The organism is bacterium, from assembly GCA_030018315.1.
GTDB lineage: Bacteria > Hydrothermota > UBA3073 > JACQXS01 > JAGMCI01 > JASEGA01.
On the sequence record JASEGA010000028.1, the window covers coordinates 1 to 21,085 of the forward strand.

A 21,085-nucleotide genomic window follows, 5' to 3' on the forward strand; every position below is an offset into this window, starting at 1 on the left:
TGTAATTCTGTGGGATTTAGCAGAAATAGGAAGTGTAAACTTAATTATTCAACAAAGCAAATTTTTCTTGACACTCTTTTGGAATTGGGTTAAAGTTTTTATATGATTATCTTATTTTTGCTTTTTGGACTTTTTGACGCAAAGATTTCGCCAAGCCTACAGTATTGGATTAAAACTAATCCACCCGAAACCAAAGTAAAGGTATGGGTCTATTTCACAGATAAAGGCTTTTCTACTCAATCAGAGTACGATATGGCAATATCTGAGTTAAAGAGTAAACTAACTCCCGGTGCTATAAAAAGGCGGCTTAATGTTAGAAGTGCTGATAACCTTGTAGACTTAAGCGATTTACCAGTCGCCGAAAGATATGTTAACAGCATCTCAAAGCTTGGTGCTACTCCACTTTACTCATCTAAGTATCTAAATGCGACAAGCTTTCTTGTCCCTGTAAAACTGATTCAGGAAATTGCAAGTTTTCCATATGTGTTGAAAATAGATAAAATAAGAACACTTAAAACAACTATTTCACAGCCAGTAATGAAGACAGAAAAAGGTATAGGCTATGGCGAATCCGGCAGTGCCCTTAAGCAAATAGGGGTGGCTGATGCGCACTCTTCTGGTTTCATTGGCTCTGGAGTTCTTATCGGTATCTTAGATACAGGGTTTGAGAGAAAAAAGAATCCTGCTTTTAAGTATACAAACATAATTAGGGAATGGGACTTCATAAATAATGACAACTGCACAGGATATGACCCAACAAATGATACTATAGGAACAGATTGGGACCAGATAAACCACGGGACTGGTATGCTTTGTTTATTAGGTGCTGCCTGGCCAGATAATTACATAGGGGCAGCATTTGGGTCAGACTTTGTGCTTGCAAAGACAGAGTGGTTACGTAACCCTGGTAGCCCATACGCAGATGTAATAACTGAGGAAGACTGGTGGATAGCGGGTGTGGAATGGATTGTAAGTATCGCTGATACAGTTGCTAATGACAGTGCCTGTATAATATCAAATTCACTTGGCTATAAGTTTTGGGCAGATGAACCGGATAGTAATTATAGTTACGATATGCTTAATGGACATACAACTCCTATAAGTAGGGTAGCAAGCTCACTTGCGAGTAAGGGAGTTTTGCTTGTGACTGCTATGGGAAACCGTAAAGACCAATCTGCTTCACCGGATACCTGTATAGTGGCACCTGCAGATGCTGACTCTATCATAGCAGTTGGGGGAGTAGACTCACTCGGAAACTGGGTAGAGTGGGAGAAAGTTGGTAATGTAAATTATGGCGGAAGTGTGATAGGGCCAAGAGTAGATGGCACACTAAAGCCAGAAGTCTGCGGTCCATGGCTTGGTAACTATGTTGTTTATGATGATACTACATCTTATCATTATCAAAGTCACGGCACCTCTTGTGCAACTGCCCTTGTAGCAGGTGCATGTGCTCTCGTATGCGAAGCTCACCCAAGCTGGTCACCAATGAAGGTGAGGGAGGCTATTTGTAATACGGCGAGTAGAGCAAGCTCACCAAATGATACTCTTGGTTACGGGATAATGAATGCAAATAAAGCAATTGGGGTTCCAGATGTTATAAGACCGCGATTTGTTAAGGATGAACTATTACCACCTTATCCAAATCCATTTAGACCTGGTGTAGGGAATAAACTTTACCTTCCATACCAGCTAATTTACAACAGTTATGTACGCATCCGAGTATATACACTATCTGGTAGACTTGTCTTTAAAAAAGAAATTGATGAACAGGGGATGGGACGACATTGGGTGGAATGGAATGGTAAAGAAGGTGATAATTTCATTGGTAGCGGTATATACATTTGTGCATTAAAGACAGGTTACGGTAAAGATATAAAGAAGTTTGCAGTCGTAAGATAACTTTTAACTTTTAGTTTTGAATTTTAAATTTTTGATATTCCCCGGTAGCTCAACTGGTAGAGCGGCGGGCTGTGGGGAAGTGTGAATTCTGATGGGTGACAGAAGAACTTATGCTGAGCGCCGTAAATATTTGATACAGGCGGTTAAGAAAAGACGCCGTACACTACGGGAGAAAGCGGTAGGGTATAAAGGTAGAGAATGCAGTATTTGCGGTTACAGTAAGTGCATTGAAGCACTTGGAGTTTCACCATCCGGATAGCTCAAAGAAGGACTTTGAAATTTCAAAAAGAGGCTACACACGAAGTTGGGAGAAAGTAAAGGCAGAGATTGACAAGTGTGTGATTCTCTGTGCTAACTGTCATCGAGAAGTTCACGCTGGACTGCAGCTTCCCCGAGAAATCGGGGTTGAAAAATTGGGTGAATTCAAGGAAGCCTAAAGTCTGAGAGACTCTCAGAATATGGTAACCTTGAGCGAAGTCCCCTATGGGGAAACGTGCAGAGACTAGAGCGAAAGCTCGTACTCCAAATATATGTTGGAGGAAGCGCCCGACACCCTAATCCTACAGAATAGGAAAGGGTGAAGAGATAGTCCAGGTCTGATAGAAATATCAGGTTACCTGTAACCCGAAGGTTCGAGGTCCGAGTCCTCGCCGGGGAGTTTGAAGACGATTCACTGCGAAAAGGGTCTATTATTAAGCGGTAGCACAAAACGGATTCAAGAGTCTCTATCAGGGGTGAGGTTCAAAAACAAGAAGGCAAAATATATTGTGAGAGCGAGAGAACTTTTTCAGGAAATAAGAAAAGCTCTAAAAAGATATAAAGGTGATGAACTCCGGTTATGGCTTATTAGAAATATTTGTGGCTTAGATTATAAAGAGGCGAGCCATTTTTTGAGAAATATAGGACTCGGAGAGCAACTTGCTATTCTTGACAGGCATATCTTAAGAAATCTGAAAGCACTTGGGATTATTAAAAAAATACCAAGGGTACTTACAGGTGGGGAGTACATTAAGATATAAAGATAAATTAAAACTGTTTTCTAAAAGAGTCAATATCCCTATTTCTCATCTTGATTTATTATTTTGGGCAAAAGAAACGGGTGAAATTTTTAAGTAAATGCTGATTTTGCACTTTGTAGATATAAAAACAAAATTCATTTTTTATTGACAAACTTAAATTTTATAGTAATATAGAATAAAAAGGAGGGCAAAGTGAAAGTTAAGTATCTTGCACATGCAAGTTTTTTGTTTACTACAAGCGATGGTACAAGAATAATTACTGACCCGTATGAAACAGGTAGTTTTGGTGGTGAAGTCAGGTATAAGCCAATAAAGGAGGGGTGCGATATAGTCCTTATATCACATGAGCATGCAGACCATAATTATACTCGTGATATTCTAGGTAATCCGACTATAATAAGAAAGGTTGGTGAGTCCAAAGTACGTGGTATAACTTTTAAGGGAGTAGCTTCATACCATGATGAGACAAAGGGGTCGCAGAGGGGTAGAAATACTATTTTCGTATTTAGAGCCGATGGTATTACTTTTTGTCACATGGGGGACCTCGGTGAGTTACTCTCAGCTCAACAACTAAGCCAAATTGGTAAACCTGATGTTCTCTTTATACCTGTTGGAGGCATATTTACTATAGATGCAGATGGTGCAACACATGTTATGGAATCATTAAATCCAAAGCTTGTCATTCCTATGCATTACAAGACAACAAGTATAGGCTTCCCACTTGCATCAGTAGATGAGTTTATAAAGGGTAAAGCAGGGGTTAATAAGCTTGGCAGTTCAGAGGCTGAAATTGTGCTTCCTGATAAACAGGAAATTTTGGTATTCGCACCTGCATTGTTGTAGAGTACATAAAATTTGATTATGAGTTTAATTTACGCAATGGCACCTCCTGCTGGAGGTGAAAGGGGTGGTGCTGGAATTACAGCTATACTACCGCTTATCCTTATATTTGTGATATTTTACTTCCTACTCATTCTACCACAACGCCAACAGAGGAAGAAACATCAAGAAATGTTAAAAGGGTTAAATAAAGGAAATAAAGTAGTGACATCGGGTGGGATTCATGGGACTATAGTTAAAATAGACGAAGCTACTGTAGTCTTACAGGTGTCACAAAAAACTGAACTCGTTGTGGACAAATCAGTAATTGCGCGAGTAGTCTCATAGAGAGTACATATCTACTCTTCTGTCTTCAAAATCTGCTTTTCAGGTCACCTAATTAGATATAGCTTACCTGTTTTATTATATTTACCAGAATTTATATGATAGAAATAAACACCACTCCCAACTAACCTATCATATTTATCCCCACTATCCCATATTGCTGTATGCCAACCTGCGGATTGGTACTCATTGACAAGAGTTGTAATTTGTTGTCCTATAAGATTATAAATACTTATGCATACTTCCGTAGCCTTAGGAAGTTTATATCTAATCCTTGTCTCATAATTAAATGGATTAGGAGTGATAGAGGAGATAAGAATCTCATCTTGCAAGTATGTTCTCTCTTCAACCTCTGGAGGTATAGCATCAGAATACCAAACATCATTAAAGCAGAAGACAGAATCCCCTCCAAGCACCCACATTCTATTATTATACATAACTGAAGTATGACCCCACCTTTTTCTCCATGGAGCAGATTGTGTATCTCTTGTCCAACTCACACCATCTGGAGAATACCAGACATCGTTGTAATACTCAAATTGAGGGGGAGAAAAAAGAAAACCTCTCCCTCCAAGCACCCACATTTTGCTATCATACTCCACTAATGGGTTACTATTTCTAACAAAACCACCAAAATCAGCAGCTCGTGTCCAGTTCACTCCATTTGTAGAATACCAAACATCATACAGAACTGTACCATTGTCATTCCCACCAAGTATCCACATCTTGCCATCAAACACAGTTGCACTAAATAGGTCTCCACCTGTCCAATCAGCATTTGCAGTCGCCTGAAACCATGCTACCCCATCAGTAGACCACCAGACATCGTTTCTATTATATTGAGGTGGATTATTCAAATCTGTTCCCCCCATAACCCACATCTTCCCATTATATACAACTGATGCGTGATGGGCTCTTTGGCTCCATTCAGCACTTGGGGTAGCTTCTATCCAGGTCACTCCATCCATAGACCACCAGACATCATTCTTCATTTGCTTTGCCCAACCTTCACTTCCTCCTATTACCCACATCTTACCGTCGTACACAACTGATGTATGTCCTGACCTTGCTGACCATCCAGCAGCTGATGTAGCGTTATACCATCTTATCCCAAGCACTCTCGTTTCTCCTATCACGAGAGCCAAAATTACAATTAAAAATAATCTTTTCATATTTTATCTCCTAAATTTAATCTACTTTCCACAAAAGGTAAGAGAGAGGTTTTCTCTCTATATTTTCTACTTTATTACTTGACTTTTATATTTTAAAATAGCACCACTTTCTCAGAAATCTTTATCTTTCCAACCTTAAGAACTGCAAAGTATATCCCAGAAGGTATGCAACTACTTACACTCACTCTGTGACTCCCTTTCTCCAGATATCTATCAACCAAGTTTTTAACCACTCTACCAGCAATATCGTATAAGATAAGCTCAGTATAACCTGGCTCTGGGATTGAGAAAGTGATAGTTCTGTGTATACTGCTAAGGTTAAAATTTAGTTCTTCAGACCTCACACACTCAACTGATAAAGGCTCGTAACTACAGTAAATGCAGAGTTCTTTACTCGTGTAAAACTCCACCCCCATCGTGGAAGGCCAATTAGGGTAATTGTAACCCCCCTTTCCCTTGAGCATCTGGTCTGGAGCTCCATCGGCACAGGATATAGAGAGCTGTGTTGCCTGTTTATCTTGTTGCCATGTACATAACCAATACTCTGCTCCACCAGTTAAAGCTGGAGAACTGCTGATCGAAAATGTATACCACCCATCGTCATCTGTTAAATTATTGAAGGTTCTTTCCTCTGTGGCTACCACAAGATTTAGGTTTGCATCATATATGGCACATTGGGCATTTATATCTATATAGTCTCCAGTAATTACGAAGAATGCTGTAAGGCTTTGTGGTGTACAATTTTCAGGACAAGTAAACTTGCAGCCCAGGATTGAGCCGACGAAGAGTATCTGAGAGGTTCCTGGGGTTTGACGCCCAAAAGTCCCAGCTGAAGAACTACCGGTATGCCAAATAAATGTTATTGCCATTAATGTTAATAAAACTTCTTTTTTCATCTTTCCCTTCTATTCAACATTTTCAGTTAAATTCGACCCTCTTTCAAAAGACCTGCTTGCTGCAGGGATGTGAGAGAGTGCGTCTCTCTTTCACCTTCTACTTTTTCAGCAATATAAGCTTCCTTGTAAAACTTTTTCCATCACTTGTAGTCAATTTACAGAAATAGATACCCCCTGCTACCTTATCTCCTTTACCATCCCTGCCATTCCAACTTATTGTATGCCAGCCAGCAAGCTGGTGCTCATTGACAATAGTTGCTACCTTTTGACCTAATAAGTTGTAAATGTTCACGCTGACTTTTGTATTTATTGGGAGTGCATATCTAATACTTGTATAATCACTAAATGGATTGGGTGTATTTTGTAATAATAGAACAGAGAGCTCTTGTGAGCTAACTTGCTCCTCTACTTGCTGTGGCGGTCCTGTCTTATTCAATGCATATATTTTAAAAGCACCCCCATATACTACTTCAGCTTTACCATCTCCATTTACATCACCAATTGCAGCCGTAGTGTTTGCACCACCGATAATAAGTAAGTCTTCATGCCTCCATAGGAGAGAACCATTCTCTCCATTCCATGCAAACGCCCGGGCAGTACAATCGACAAATACTACTTCAAGCTTATTATCACCATCTATGTCACCAAGTGCATATCCACCAGAAACAGAGCCCCATGTCGATGCTGTCCATAGTTCACTACCATCTTCACCATTTATTGCATACAAGCGGTCTGAATAGCCACCAGCTACTACTTCGGGCTTGTCATCTTTATCTATGTCACCAATAGCAGGTGAAGCGTAGGCGGGGCCACCAGTTTTGTATGACCATAGTTTACTACCATTCTCCCCGTTTAACGCATATATTAGAGAATCGTATGAGCCAATGACTACTTCAAGTGTGTCATCTTTATCTATATCACCAAGTGCAGGTGAAGAACAGACATAGCTATTTGTCTTATATGACCATAGTTTACTACCATTCTCCCCATTTAATGCATATACTGTAAAATCATCCCATGCACCAAAAACTACTTCAAGCTTTGTATCACTATCTATGTCGCCAAGTGCAGGTGAAGAGTATACATAGCTACTTGTTGTGTATGACCATAGTTTACTGCCATCCTCCCCATTTAATGCATATACTTTACCATTAGATGAGCCAACTACTACCTCAAGCTTACCATCTCCATCTATATCGCCAAGTGCACAACCACAAGTAACATAACCTCCTATACTGCGTGACCAAAGTTGTTTTACTTGATGAGTATTCATATCACCTTTTAGTGGAGATACTCCTGTATGAGCTGAGTCATGCTGAAAACATGCCCAATCTATACGGCAGCCACCTGTAGACATAGCAAAATCTACTCTTAAGCTATCGCTATTGACAGTGACATCGCAGTGTTTTGGAGTATGATTATAAGATAGGACATGGAATTTGTAAGTAAAGTAAGGGAGGGTAACAGCATAATTCCCGTTATCATCAGTAGCCACGGTATTGTAGAGCTCAGAATTATCTGCACGACATATTCTAATATCCGCATTACTCAAATAAGCTCCAGTTACTGAATCAGTGACTACTCCATAAACTACGCCAGTAGGAAGAGGCTGTAGTTTTATATAAAGGGTGTTCACGCCATGTTTAACAAGCTTAGTAGTGGAATAATGAAAATAGCCAAATTTACTTGCGTAGATATCGTATTCGTTTACTTGAATTAAGTTGTAACTTGACCAGTTGCCACTCGCATCAGCTGTATCTATAAAGATTGGAGTAGCAACTAACGTATCTACACCTTTTTCATAACCTTTTATTATTGCCCCTAAAATTCCATTATTAGTAATTGAGTGGGTCACAGTGCCAGCTAATGAGCCAAAAACTTTCAGTACAGGAAAAGATTTTGTGTACACCTTATAACCAGATTTTGCAATGTAGCCATATATTGAACCAAAACTGGTTGGCACTACACTTAAATCTATTGATGTTCCATCAGTATAGGCTGAAGTGTCAATCCCGCATCCTTTGGCAAAGATTGTAAATCCGGAGTTTAAACTTGTACCAGTTAGAATTCCTTCGTATCCTGTAGTTAAGGTATCTGTAAGCCCTATAAGTGAAGATTGAGCTAAAATATTAGGAGAATTTAGGTCATTAGCCTCCGTTACCCAGATTGAATCCGTAAAGCAATCCCCTCTGCCAATGGAGCCAGTACATTTCAAGACTTCCCCATATGGGGCGTTGACATTAATTGTACATACACCAGCTGCATTTGTTGTATCACACTTTGACACTCCGAGGCCTGCAATTTTAACCTCAACATTAGAAAACCCATATACCGTGATTTCAACATCAGTTGGATTATTAACTTGAATAGTATCGGGCTCGATACTTACAGTTGCCCCTAAAGAGACTGTTGCATATCCCTCGTAAGGTAAGAAATTACGTGCTGTAGCAGTTATCCATAAGGCTCCGGAGGTAGGTATGTTAATATTAAAAGTTACACTACCAGCTGAATTAGTTGTCCCAGTAGTATATATTTCGCTCCCTTTCATCAAGCAGACACTGGCATTAGAAACAGGATACCCACAATTGGAACAGGTTACCTCAAATGAGTGTAGACCAACAAAAATTGTTGATGGATGATTCACAGTTAACTCTTTTGGCTCATCTGTCCACATTGGCAGTTCTGGGTCACCAAATAGGTTAAGTTCATACACGCAGTACCTAAAATATGCATCTGACTGAGCATTAGTCACATATGCATCCTTAGATGCGGCATGAGCTTCACCTAAATGGTATAAATTGGCGTTAAACAATTTCTTATAAAACTCTAAATCCATAAGCTCTGATGCATACATATCTGGAGGCCGGCCAAACCCATACCTTGAATTCATAATAGAGGCAACAGCACCACCATTTTGCTTATTTATTAAGTGCTCAGCAAAACAATCACCACCAGCTACCTCATCTACTGCACCTGAAAAGCAGGCAATAGAATTGTGAACCCCAATCTTGTTCCCATTGTTAAGATTATTAACATCAGCCGAATTCAGGATAACCTGAGCCCATGCAGTATAGACCCCATATTCGTTACCATGAGCTGAATAGTGGGTAAACCCAAATCCAGCATTAATTGAATCTATTACCTCTTGCTCGCTCAGTGTCCCATTTGATTCATATAGTTTTGCATCCTCCCAGTCCGTGGGTGTGACATTTGCTATTGCATCGTTCACTATATCACCCCAATAGGCATACGGGGGAAATAAAAGGACTGCAGGTAATAAGATTTTCTTCTCATATCCAGTGGGTGGATTACACTCATAAGTCAGTACTTTATTCACAAAGTTTTGAACCTGTGTTAAATTACTCACAGGAGCGCGACCAACAAAGACATCTGAATACATATTCACCCCATCGCCTGTTTCCCCATAAATCCCATTACCGTTGCCATCCCAGGTACCATCCAAATCAGAGTAATATAGGTCACAAGGTATAGTATCCTCATCTGAATAATAACCATAGGGCAGATCCAAACAGAAGGCGTCTCTCCTAGGCACAATTTCTTGGCTGTTTTCAAAGTCACACTGACCACCAAGTAAAAAGTATTGTGTCCCCCAGTTGCTCCGTGCATCAGAGATAAACTTTCTTATTTTTGCTGGGTTATCTATTCCTGGACAAGAATTATATATCGAATCGAGGCACACAACTTTTGCACGCACTCCCTTCTTTGTTTTCCAGTCAGCGAGTCGCTGGAATTCAGATAAGAAGCTACTGCTTGTTATTATGCAATATCTAATTTCATTTTGCTTCTCTAATAAGGGTGGGGCATACATATCTAAGAGTTCAGTGTTTACGATTAACTCCCTAACTGTAGGCTCAATGGACTCCTTCTGAAATTTTGTTATCCCAGTTGCTGTATGTGTATCTTCATACTTTAACTTCAAAGTAATATGTGAAAAGAAAGTCAGGCTCTTTTCATACGGAATGTACTGAACTGGATAGATAAGTAGCTCAGCAATTTTATAGCCACCTTTTTCACCTGTGCCAACAAGTTTTACAAGCTCTCCCGGATAAGATGCAGATGAACTGTAAACCGTTGAATCAGGTAATGTAAAAGGTACTTCTCTATCAACTGAAATTGGCCTCGGCGGCTGAGTTGGACAGATATTATACTCTCCTGGAAGTTTATCTTTACGACAAGAAATAACTTTTACTTGAGTTGCAGTCGCTCCCTGTGGGATAAGAATTCTTGCCTGATAACAAGGAAGCATAGGAGCTCCAAGCTCATTAGTATACACAGCATCCTTAAGTGAGACAACATCATATTCTTTAAACCTACTGAATGAAAGGTCAACTTTCCTAAAATTAATTTCTTCTATTAACTCTCTACTCCATAAAAGAAGCGGAAAGCTAATAAGGAACGTACCCAATAAACTTGTCACTCTCTTATTCATATTTTCTCATATTTTCAATGCTTATATTATTATAAATAAACGCGAATAATATATTTGTCAAGTGGAAAAACTTGATTTTTAATATTAAGTGCAGTAAATTTGTTTTTGTGCATGCTAAAATTATAACCTTGCTTTTAGCTATGGCTCCTATATCTGAATTAAGGGGTGCAATCCCTTACGCTTTGAGTCAAGGTATGGGCTATGTAGAGGCATATATCTTCTCTATAATTGGCAACTTGATACCTGCGATACCTTTACTCTTACTTCTCGGTCCTATTTCTGAATTCTTAAGAAGATTTAAACCATTTGAAAATTTCTTTACTTGGTGGTTCGGCTATACTTTACGACGCTCTAAATTAGTAGAGAGATACGAGTGCATAGGATTGACTTTGTTTGTTGCAATCCCACTCCCAATAACTGGAGCCTGGACTGGCAGCGTAGCTGCATTCCTTTTAGGGATTAAGTTTAAGTTTGCCTTTCCCTCTATTGTATTAGGTGTACTTTTAGCCGGGATAATTGTTAGCTTTGTATGTTTTGGTGCAGTCAATATACCAGTGTTTATACGAGGCTAACAATGTCAAGTCACCGGGGCCAACCAACGAGTTTGTAGGAGTTTGATTAATCAAACCCCTACCGGTAGCTATAAATTTTGCAAAATAAATGCTAGCCGAAAATTCTTTAGCATTCAAGCCTCCATTATATGTAGTATCTTTCTATATAAAATCGTCAATAAAACGAAACAGATTTAACGGACTCAGCAGACTTATTTCCTATCTCTTAAAAGCCGTAGTTGGCGGTTTACGAGGCTTACCTCTCTTTATTCGGCGTGGTTTCCTTTTAGTTTTCCTTTTACCCATAAAATACCTTACTTATCATAAAATTTTTCTGATGCAAGCACTCCACCAATACCCCAATTCTCCTTAGACTGCTCATTGATGATGATATGAACAGCATCCTTGGGGCAGTCTATAGTAGCTGCTACACTATCTGTGATTTCCTTTACAAGCCTGCGTTTCTGCTCAACTGTCCTCCCCTTCCATAAATTGACTGTTATTACTGGCATAATACCTCCTGTTTTAAGTGTCATTAAGCATTTTGCCTAATCTGTCCATATTTTCAGAGTCCGGATAGCATTCCAACAAAGAGTATTATATACTGGACAAAACATCAATGTCAAGTTTTCGTATTCAAAAAATATATTGCATTGTTAAAGATTGGTTGTATAATTAAATTATGGAGATGAGACCTCATCATGAAGCTAAGTACTGGAAGAAAGTTAAAGACGACTCTACTCAATGTCTCATTTGTCCTCATAAGTGTACAATTGCTACTGGAAAAGTTGGTATATGTAGGGGCAGAAAAAATGTGGGTGGTATCTTATATGCTATAAACTATGGGGAATGCGCATCTTTAGCTGTTGACCCTATTGAGAAGAAGCCACTTTATCATTTCTATCCGGGTAGTTCAATTTTGTCTACTGCGCCTAACTCATGCAATTTCAAGTGCCCATTTTGCCAGAATGCGGAGATTTCGCAACTTAATGCTCGTACAACATATGTTGCACCTGAGAGCCTTGTTAGGCTTGCAATAAAGAATGAATCTTTTGGTATTGCTTATACTTATACAGAACCACTCACCTGGTATGAATACTTGATAGATGCAGGTAAGATTGCACATAAACATGGACTTAAGAATGTACTTGTAACAAATGGTATGATAAACGAAGAGCCGTTACTTGAACTCCTGCCATATGTAGACGCCGCAAATATTGACCTTAAATCAATGGATGATGACTTTTATAAAAATGTGCTAAAAGGCGACCTGACTACAGTATTAAATACAATAAAAATTAGCAAAAAGCGTATCCACATTGAGCTGACAAACCTTGTCATACCCGGCTACAACGACTCTAATGAGCTAATCTCAAAGCTTATAGATTTTGTTGTTAGTATAGGAGTTGATACACCTTTACACTTTTCAAGATACTTCCCACATTATAAGTTTAGTGCACCACCTACACCAGTTGATACACTAGAATCTACATGGAAGCTGGCAAAGGAGAAGTTAAACTATGTATATGTAGGCAATGTCGAGATTCCAGGTGCATCTGATACCTACTGCCCTGAGTGTAATAACTTATTAGTCAGTCGGTCGTATTTCTATGCTAATATAACTGGAATAAAAGACGGTAAATGTGAGAAATGTGGCAGAAAAGTAGATTTCGTGCTTTCCTAAGGTACCTTACACTTGGCGATAGGATACTAATTATTTGCTTGTTTTTAGCTTCTATAGGCTCAGGAATTAAGATAAAATCGCTACATAGTAAACCGAGTTATTGTATAATATCTGTAAATGGTAAAGATGTGTATAAACTATCACTATTTGAGTCTCGAAAGGTAACTGTAACTGGACCGCTTGGCGAGTCAATCATAGAGATAGCAAATGGTAGTGTAAGGATGATTGCCTCACCCTGCCCTTTGAAAGTGTGCGTACATCAAGGCTTTATTCACAATTCAGACGATGTTATAATTTGTATTCCTAATCAAGTTATGATAAGAATGACGGGTGAAAAAGAAACGGATAGTGTAACTTGGTAAATAACTCCGGATTTAGAGCCAATTTTTGTTCTTTAGTAGTGACCTAATAATGCCTTTTGTTTAGCTATATTTTTACAAATCTTAAATATAAAAAGACCAATCAAAAAATAGATACTACCATTTAATATAAGGAAAATCAAATCTATGCTCAGCAATTGGATAATAGATAATTTATCTACCATTATTTTGCCTATAAGTCTAGTCCCAAGTGATAAGGGTAAAATTTTCAGTACCTGAATTTCATAACAAGGGGCAGCTATAAAGCCGACAAAAGCAAATTGTAATACTTGAAACAATGCCTGGATTTGCTTAAATACAAGACCTAAACCGCCACAAAAAATTAAAGGTTCTCTTTAGGGGTTAACCTCCAAAATATATATTACGATTACCTTCAAGTACTGCACTTACTTTTGACATACAAAATTTAACATCTCTAAGTACATTTACATTGTCAATAAATATACTTCCACTTGTAGGAGTCACCAAGCCACAAATACACTTTATTGTTGTAGTTTTACCTGCACCATTAGGGCCTAAAATACCGAGTATTTCGCCTTCATTTATAGAAAAACTTATAGTATCTACGGCAATAACTGGATTATTCTTTTGTTTGTATATTTTAACTAATTTATCTACTTTTAACATTTCTTTCATTTTTTACTAAATCCTAACACTTATATTAAATGAAAGTGGATTTATTGTAAATGTTTGATTTATCCCAAATGACCAGTTTTCAATTTTTGTTGCATCTAAAGGGTAAGCGTAGTCTATACGCAGGACTGGACATAAGAAGCGGGGGAATGTAAACCTCACACCTAAACCAACTGACTTTACTATTTTCTGGTCAAAATAGCCGCCGATGTCTAAAAATAAAACTGGCCCAAATACAAAGCTGGGAGTGTTGATTAAAATTATCCTGTCCTCCATGTTTACAAGTAACTCTTTTTCGCCTCCAAGTTCATTTGCCGGATAACCTCTTAACCCATTTGAGCCACCTAACCTGTAAGGAGAAGGGGGCTCGTAATTTTTTATATAACACAAACGGAGTCGGACAGCTAAAGTTTGGTTTAATGGTAGCTTATAAAAAGATTTTAACTCATTTGTTACGACTGTATTTAATAAGGAATCACGTGTCAAATCTGACGAGAAACTTAGCGCATCCTTAAAAATTAAGCCCAGTATTTTATATGTATAAGAGAGACTTGTACTTAATTCTAATTCATCTCGTTTTGACCCTAAAGCCTTATTGTGCGGCTCTAATTCAAAATTAAAGTAATGACCTAATCTTATATCTTCAGTCCTACCAAGTTCGTCAATGAATCTTTGTTTCATATAATTTTCTTTATATAGCGAAACATGACCAAATATACCAATAGTTTTTCTATAAATAAGCGAATCCTTCAACATACTGGGAGCATCAGGATAATCTACTTTAGAGGCAGATACACCAAAGCTGACATCCTTTTTGGATAGTAAACCAAATGAACGAGTGAGATTAAAACTTGCACCCTTCGATTCACCATAATATTTAATAGGTTCAGCATTATACCAGAATGAAGCTGTGAAACCATAATTAAGACCAAAACTCATCGCCCATTTAACTTCTTTTGAATACAACGGCTGAGTCAGAGATAAATTTAATCCTCGGTAAAGTCCACCCCTCGGTGGATTAATGTTAATGGCTGAATTTAATCCTATTTGCCATCTTGTCCCAAATAATCTGGGTTCTGTAAACCAAAAGTTTGTAAGGTGTGATGTAAAATTCTCACGATACATTTTAGTGTAGAAGAAAAATAACCCTACATTTTGACCCATCCCCATAAAGTTAACATCTGTGAGTAAGCCACCAGCATAATAATAGCCACCGCCACCTGAAGGCGGTATTGGTACAGGATATATGTGCCATACTTCTTTCACTTTTACTATCAAATCTACCATTTTATTCACTGTATCACACTCTTCCACTATTTCAGTATCCTGAAAATATCCTAATTTGCGTAGGTTACGCTCACTTTCTTCTATTTTAAGGCTATCATAACTTTCGTTTTCTCTGAGTAACAACTCACGCTTTATCACAAACTCTTTTGTCCAGTGATTACCGCTAACTGTGATTTTACCTATTTTGTAGTTACCTGTTGTATTTATGAATATGAATATAATAAATAATAAATTAAACATTGTTCCCCAATCCAAAAATTGATATTAAATGATTGGATTTGACAGTGTTGGGACTTCATAGATTAATCAAGTAGAGTATACACCCATTGACTTAAATTTTTCAATCCTATTTTTTACAAGTATCTCTATAGGCATAGAAGATAGGTGGTTAAGATTATCTAATATTGTTTGTTTCAATATAGCTGCGCTTTGCTCAGGATTTCTGTGAACACCGCCTTCTGGTTCCTTTACAATTCCATCTATTACTTTTAGTTCTAACAAGTCTTGTGCAGTTATATGTAGTGCTTCTGCGGCTTCTGGTGCCTTCTTTGCATCTCGCCATAAGATTGAGGCACAGCCTTCAGGCGATATCACAGAATAAAATGCATACTCTTGCATTAACACTATGTCACCTACCCCAATCCCAAGTGCACCACCTGAGCCGCCTTCTCCTGTTATTATTACAATTATAGGTACCCTTATAGTAGACATCGCTTTTATATTTTGAGCTATAGCTTGAGCCTGTCCGCGCTCTTCAGCCCCTATACCCGGATAGGCACCGGGTGTATCTATTAAGCTAACAATTGGCTTGCCAAATTTTTCACCTAACTTCATAACTCTCAGTGCTTTTCTATAGCCTTCAGGGTGTGCCATTCCAAAGTTACGATAAAGTTTATCTTTAGTTGTTCTCCCTTTTTCGTGGCCCACAATGACAACTGATTTGCCATCAAGCTTACCTATTCCTGCAACAATAGCAGGGTCATCTCTAAAGCAGCCATCGCCATGCAACTCTAAGAACTCATTTACCATTAGTTTAATATAATCCATAGTATAGAGCCTATCTGGGTGGCGTGCAAGTTGAACTCGCTGCCAGGGAGTTAGGTTTGAGAACACTTCTTTTCTCATTTTTGAGACTTTTGCTTCAAGGCGCTTAATCTCATCCTTTAAGTCAAGTCGCTCCTCTGATGCAAGTATATGCAACTCATCAATCTTATGCTCAATTTCAGCTATAGGACGCTCAAAGTCAAGTAAATACATAACTACTTAGTTATTGTTAAGATATGAGCTACGCCAAGTCCTAATCCATACGGCTTAAATGCGTAATCAAGTGAGAGACCGCTCCAGTTGACTCCAAATCCAGCTGAGATAGACTCTGACTTATACTCGGATCTTATACTATATCCGGCTCTTAACTCAAAGTTAGGACTAATCTTGTACTCAATACCAAGCCCTCCTCTTAGTATAGTATCTTTGTATTTATTAGTTCCAATTGATATTAACAATTTATTCCAATTATAGCTTACACCTAATTTCCACGCAAATGGAGTCTTAAACTTTTTATTCTCAAACTTAATCTTTGGTCCTAAATTACTTAGTGTGCCTGCAACCCATACTCCCGGATACGGATTATAAGATGCACCTAAATCAATAAGCCAGCCTAACGCTGAGTAAATATATATCTGCTCATAAATTCCCTTTAATGACCAACCCATGTTAAAATCTTTACCAAAACTTCTCGCATAAGAACCAATTAACATAAAATCATATGCACTGAATTCACCCAAAGAGTCTTGCAATTCGCTCCTGAGCTCTATCTCATTAACACATAACCCACTAACTGCTATCCCATAGGCATTGTAGCCTCTTTTATTTGATACCCCAAAAAACTCATTCCTCATTTCCATAAAGTGCTGTGTATGTGTAAAACTAACCCGCAACCCATCACTCCTAACAATACCTGTTGGATTCCACCACATAGCAGTCGGGTCTGAGACTACACTCAGGTATCCGTCACCAATGGCTACTCCACGCGCACCCTGACTTATCTTAAGCCAGGAGAGACCAACCTTGTCCTCTTTTTGGTTACAGAAGTCTGATATCTTATCCCGCCAGCTACCAAAACTAGAAATAGCAAGTAATAAAAATACAGGAATCAAAAAAATTCTCATTTTAACTATACACATACTCCATCAAGATTAACTTATTTGCAAAGATGCACTTTACAGCTACAAGCTTTGAAAAATAAATACCAGATAGAAAACCTATAGCATCCCAATTTATACCATAATACCCGGGCTCAACCTCTTTGTCAACCAAAATCTTTACTAAAAATTTTAGATGCAAGTGCTTAAAAATTATTTGCTAATTAAGACATTTTATGATAAATTATTTTGTAAGGGATTATATTAAAGATGAAAGACTATTTGATTGTGAGAACAAAGATTACTCCCCCAAAGCTTGGTAAAAATATACTTAAACGGCAGAGGCTATTGAGATTACTTCGCGATAACCTTGACAAAAAGCTTATTTTAATTTCAGCAGATGCTGGCTATGGGAAGACGACACTGATTTTAGACTTGGCAGAAGAGATTGAGCGCCATAGGAGAGCATGGTATACCGTGGATAAAGTAGATGCTGACTTTATAGTCTTTATGTCTTACCTTGTAGAAAGTATTAGCAATGTCTATCCAAATTTTGGCAATAAAACAAAAATTGTTATTAAAAGTATAAAAGACTTATCTACTAATGTTGAGATGTTAGTGGGCACATTTATAAATGAACTTATAGATACTTTAAAGGATGAACTATTTGTATTTATAGATGACTACCATTTGATAGGTGAGTTAAAGCCGATAAATGATGCATTAAACTATCTTATTGAACACCAGCCTCAAAATCTGCATCTAATTATCTCAACTCGCACTTTACCTACTATTCAATTAACAAAATTGAGTGCAAAACAGGAGCTATTTATGCTTGAAAAGGAGGATATCCAATTTACGCATGAGGAAGTAAGAACCCTATTTAAGGATGTTTACCACATAGAAATTCAGGAAGAAAAATTAAATAAGATAGAAGAGTATGCTAGGGGCTGGATTACTGGACTCCAACTTGTTTCACAAGAATTAAGTTATAAAAAACCGAATGAAGTAATAGATGCATACTCAAGGATTAGTGAAAAAGCATTTGAATACTTTAGTAATGAAATAATGCAGAAACTTTCGAAGTCTTTACAGGATTTTTTGCTAAAGTCATCTATTTTAGAATCTATGGAAACGGAGCTTTTAGATAACTTGCTTGGAATGAATAACTCCAATGAGTTATTGAATTCATTAATGAAACTTAATCTTTTTATTTCTGTTATTCGAGGAGAGAAAGATGTTTTTAAGTATCATCCACTTTTTAGAGAATTTTTACTAACTAAGCTGAGTACCAGTTTTGATAAAGAATTGATTAAAGAACTCCACAGGAGGGCTGGCACATACTTCACACAGACAGGCGCTATAGGTAATGGGATACAGCATTGGCTTGCATCAATGGACTATGAGAAAGCGGGTATGCTCATAGAAAGGATAGGAAGGGATACGATTAATAAGGGCATGTTAGATATGGTTAACAATTGGATAGATAGTTTGTTGCCTGATTTTGTCAATGCTCATCCATGGCTTTTAGCTTACAAAGGTGAAATATTATATAAGTGGGGCGGGTTTGATGATGCAATGCAAACGCTAAAGAAGGCAAAAAAATTATTTAGCCAAAAGGGTGATAAGTTTGGAACATCTTATGTCCTTCATATAATTGGAGTAATAACTGCACGCCGTGGGAATCCAGATGAAGGGTTAAAGATTGAAAGAAATGCATTCAAATTAGTACCACAAAATGAGTACACCCTCAAGGTTGAGATATTGAATGCTATAAGTGGTATTCTTGGAAGATTGAGCAAATATAAGGAATTAACCCAAAATTTAACTAAGGCATTAGCCTTATGTAAAAAAATAGAAGATTTATCCCCTCGAGCGAGTGTACTTCATAACTTAGGGACAGTCTATTATTTGTGTGGCGAGTTTACTCGTGCAGAACAAAAATACAGGGAGGCTCTGAAAATATATAATAAGACTACGCAATTTGGGGCAGGAATTACATATAATAACATGGCTTCTCTACTGTTGGAGAAAGGAGACTATTCTCACTGTAGGGTGTTGTTAGACATGGCTATCCAAATTTGTAAAGAGTTTAATGACCGAATAGCGTTAGCTTATGTCTATCATACTGTGGGTGATATGTTAAGTGAAATTCAAAAATATGATAAAGCTATGGAAAATTATCAGAACTCATTAAAGCTAATTATGGAACTTAAAGAGCAGCACATAAAGGTAAGTGTTTTACGCAGTATTGCTAAACTATATTTGGCGCAAGCTGATTCCTATCATGCAGAGCAATATATTAATGAAGCGTTGAAGCTTGCTCATGTTGGTGGCAATAATTTACAGCTTGCACGCACTTTATTGATACAAGCTGAGATTAATATAGCGGTTGGATATCCTAATAAAGCTAAACAGGCTTTATTAAATTCGCTTTCTATAATTAAAAGTATTGGAGCTAAGTATGATTTAATGCAGGCTTATTTTTATCTTTGTCAGCTATACCTGAAAAAAATAAACTCTGCTGAAGAGCTGAAGTTAAAGCAGTATATGAGACTGACATTAAAATTAGCAAGTACTTATGGATACGACCAATTTTTAATTAAAAAATGTAGACGTAATCCAGAGTTCCTAACAACTGCTGTAAGAGAGCAAATCTATCCCCGTTACGCTATTTTTATATTGTCAAGGATTGGCAGTCCTACCTTTGATAGTTTGAGCTTACTACTTAAACTAAAAGATGAATCTATACAGAGATGGGTAATAGAGGCATTAGTAAATATTAGGGATGATAGGGTTTTACCTTTGTTAGAGAAGATAAGTAAGAAAGTTCATCCTTCACTTAAACCTGATGTATTGAAAGCAATTACAAGTATGAGTGTAGTAGAACGAACTCCAAGAGAAGCAGGTTATGACATTAAGGTTAGCTTTTTTGGTGGTTTAGAAGTATGTAATGGACAGGATGAGAAACTCTTAATAAAATGGAAGAGTAGTAAAGTGAAGTCATTGTTTGCTTACTTAATAATGAATAAATATAAACCTATCCACAAGGATAAACTGATAGACCTATTCTGGCAAGGGGTAAGCGTCCGGCGTGCAGAGTCATCACTTTGGGTTGCACTTTCTAATATACGACACAATATTAAGCCAAAAATGAGAATTTGTCCTTTAGTTGAATACGCTAACTACTGTTACCAGATTAATCCAAAATACTGCATATGGACAGATGTGGATAAATTTGACAATCTACTGAAAGAATCAACTGAGTTAGAAAGGATAGGTGAAGTTACTACTGCAATGGATAAGCTTGCTCAAGCAGTTAATTTATACAAAGGTAGTTATCTTTCGGATATATATGATGACTGGGTTGAAGAAAAAAGGCGGTGGTATGAAGAGAAGTATAGAAATTCACTGAAGCGTCTTGCTACATATCAGGGCTCATTTAACAATTGGGTTGACTCAAAAAACTTACTTGAAAAGGTTCTTGTATTAGATGAATTTGATGAGGATGTTTATCGTAGTCTAATGCGATGCTATGCTAAACTTGGCAATAGGAAAGCAATTGAGCACCTATACAAACGATTAAAGAAAACATTGAGTAAAGAGCTAAAGACAGCACCTGAACCTGAAACCACCATCCTTTATCAGAAATTAATTAAACCTTAACTTATGCAACTCTTTTGTTATAAAGCACAAAAAATTAGTTTAGGAATTGGTAAGTTATAAGGTATAATATAAGGTATAAAGTAAAATTGAGGCTGTTTAGAAATGAGCAGTTTTTCTGGTAAAAGTTCTGTGAGGTGAAATTT

Annotated in this window: 18 protein-coding genes; 9 read left to right on the forward strand and 9 right to left on the reverse strand. The window is 37.6% G+C overall.

Features of this window, described 5'->3' with window-relative positions; translation table 11 throughout:
* The first annotated feature begins 102 nt into the window (after positions 1-102).
* The 5 genes from QMD71_08425 to yajC all read left to right on the forward strand — a co-directional run bounded on the left by QMD71_08425 (position 103) and on the right by yajC (position 4,085).
* On the forward strand, positions 103-1,899 hold the full coding sequence (locus tag QMD71_08425) for a S8 family peptidase (GenBank protein MDI6840852.1): 1,797 nt from the start codon (positions 103-105) through the stop codon (positions 1,897-1,899).
* 91 nt (positions 1,900-1,990) lie between these two features.
* Positions 1,991-2,158 (forward strand): hypothetical protein, encoded by a 168-nt coding sequence (locus QMD71_08430; GenBank protein ID MDI6840853.1) that lies wholly within the window; start codon positions 1,991-1,993, stop codon positions 2,156-2,158.
* A 475-nt stretch (positions 2,159-2,633) separates the two neighbouring features.
* Positions 2,634-2,918 (forward strand): hypothetical protein, encoded by a 285-nt coding sequence (locus QMD71_08435; GenBank protein MDI6840854.1) that lies wholly within the window; start codon positions 2,634-2,636, stop codon positions 2,916-2,918.
* Positions 2,919-3,110: 192 nt separating this feature from the next.
* Positions 3,111-3,761, forward strand: coding sequence for an MBL fold metallo-hydrolase (locus tag QMD71_08440; protein MDI6840855.1), 651 nt, complete (start codon positions 3,111-3,113; stop codon positions 3,759-3,761).
* 18 nt (positions 3,762-3,779) lie between these two features.
* Positions 3,780-4,085 (forward strand): preprotein translocase subunit YajC, encoded by a 306-nt coding sequence (gene yajC, locus QMD71_08445; protein ID MDI6840856.1) that lies wholly within the window; start codon positions 3,780-3,782, stop codon positions 4,083-4,085.
* Between the two features lie 44 nt (positions 4,086-4,129).
* Here yajC and QMD71_08450 read toward each other — a convergent pair whose 3' ends face one another.
* From QMD71_08450 to QMD71_08460, 3 genes are all read right to left on the reverse strand, one after another.
* The gene (locus tag QMD71_08450; GenBank protein MDI6840857.1) at positions 4,130-5,254 is read right to left on the reverse strand and encodes a T9SS type A sorting domain-containing protein; all 1,125 of its coding nucleotides are present in this window, start codon (positions 5,252-5,254) and stop codon (positions 4,130-4,132) included.
* 92 nt (positions 5,255-5,346) lie between these two features.
* Positions 5,347-6,150 (reverse strand): T9SS type A sorting domain-containing protein, encoded by an 804-nt coding sequence (locus QMD71_08455; GenBank protein ID MDI6840858.1) that lies wholly within the window; start codon positions 6,148-6,150, stop codon positions 5,347-5,349.
* A gap of 97 nt (positions 6,151-6,247) precedes the next feature.
* Positions 6,248-10,600, reverse strand: a complete 4,353-nt coding sequence (locus QMD71_08460; protein MDI6840859.1) for a C25 family cysteine peptidase — start codon at positions 10,598-10,600, stop codon at positions 6,248-6,250.
* 107 nt (positions 10,601-10,707) lie between these two features.
* On the opposite strand from QMD71_08460, the gene QMD71_08465 reads away from it, so the two are divergent.
* Positions 10,708-11,172 (forward strand): small multi-drug export protein, encoded by a 465-nt coding sequence (locus QMD71_08465; protein ID MDI6840860.1) that lies wholly within the window; start codon positions 10,708-10,710, stop codon positions 11,170-11,172.
* A 293-nt stretch (positions 11,173-11,465) separates the two neighbouring features.
* Here the strand turns inward: QMD71_08465 and QMD71_08470 are convergent, their stop codons facing one another.
* Positions 11,466-11,663, reverse strand: a complete 198-nt coding sequence (locus QMD71_08470; GenBank protein ID MDI6840861.1) for a 2-hydroxymuconate tautomerase — start codon at positions 11,661-11,663, stop codon at positions 11,466-11,468.
* A gap of 170 nt (positions 11,664-11,833) precedes the next feature.
* Between QMD71_08470 and amrS the strand changes: the two genes are divergently transcribed.
* Positions 11,834-12,835: an AmmeMemoRadiSam system radical SAM enzyme gene (amrS, locus tag QMD71_08475; GenBank protein ID MDI6840862.1), complete on the forward strand. Its 1,002-nt coding sequence runs from the start codon at positions 11,834-11,836 to the stop codon at positions 12,833-12,835.
* Positions 12,802-13,197 (forward strand): NusG domain II-containing protein, encoded by a 396-nt coding sequence (locus tag QMD71_08480; GenBank protein MDI6840863.1) that lies wholly within the window; start codon positions 12,802-12,804, stop codon positions 13,195-13,197. Before amrS ends, QMD71_08480 begins: the two co-directional genes overlap by 34 nt.
* A 360-nt stretch (positions 13,198-13,557) precedes the next feature.
* Here the strand turns inward: QMD71_08480 and QMD71_08485 are convergent, their stop codons facing one another.
* The 5 genes from QMD71_08485 to QMD71_08505 form a co-directional block, all read right to left on the reverse strand.
* Positions 13,558-13,851, reverse strand: coding sequence for an ATP-binding cassette domain-containing protein (locus QMD71_08485; GenBank protein MDI6840864.1), 294 nt, complete (start codon positions 13,849-13,851; stop codon positions 13,558-13,560).
* A gap of 6 nt (positions 13,852-13,857) precedes the next feature.
* Positions 13,858-15,375 (reverse strand): POTRA domain-containing protein, encoded by a 1,518-nt coding sequence (locus tag QMD71_08490; protein ID MDI6840865.1) that lies wholly within the window; start codon positions 15,373-15,375, stop codon positions 13,858-13,860.
* 66 nt (positions 15,376-15,441) lie between these two features.
* On the reverse strand, positions 15,442-16,392 hold the full coding sequence (locus QMD71_08495) for an acetyl-CoA carboxylase carboxyltransferase subunit alpha (protein ID MDI6840866.1): 951 nt from the start codon (positions 16,390-16,392) through the stop codon (positions 15,442-15,444).
* A 2-nt stretch (positions 16,393-16,394) separates the two neighbouring features.
* The gene (locus QMD71_08500) at positions 16,395-17,303 is read right to left on the reverse strand and encodes a PorV/PorQ family protein (protein MDI6840867.1); all 909 of its coding nucleotides are present in this window, start codon (positions 17,301-17,303) and stop codon (positions 16,395-16,397) included.
* A 1-nt stretch (position 17,304) separates the two neighbouring features.
* Positions 17,305-17,451 (reverse strand): hypothetical protein, encoded by a 147-nt coding sequence (locus QMD71_08505; protein MDI6840868.1) that lies wholly within the window; start codon positions 17,449-17,451, stop codon positions 17,305-17,307.
* Positions 17,452-17,546: 95 nt separating this feature from the next.
* Between QMD71_08505 and QMD71_08510 the strand changes: the two genes are divergently transcribed.
* Positions 17,547-20,942 carry a BTAD domain-containing putative transcriptional regulator gene (locus QMD71_08510; GenBank protein ID MDI6840869.1) on the forward strand — a complete coding sequence of 1,132 codons (3,396 nt, stop codon included), beginning with the start codon at positions 17,547-17,549 and terminating at the stop codon, positions 20,940-20,942.
* Positions 20,943-21,085 lie beyond the last annotated feature (143 nt).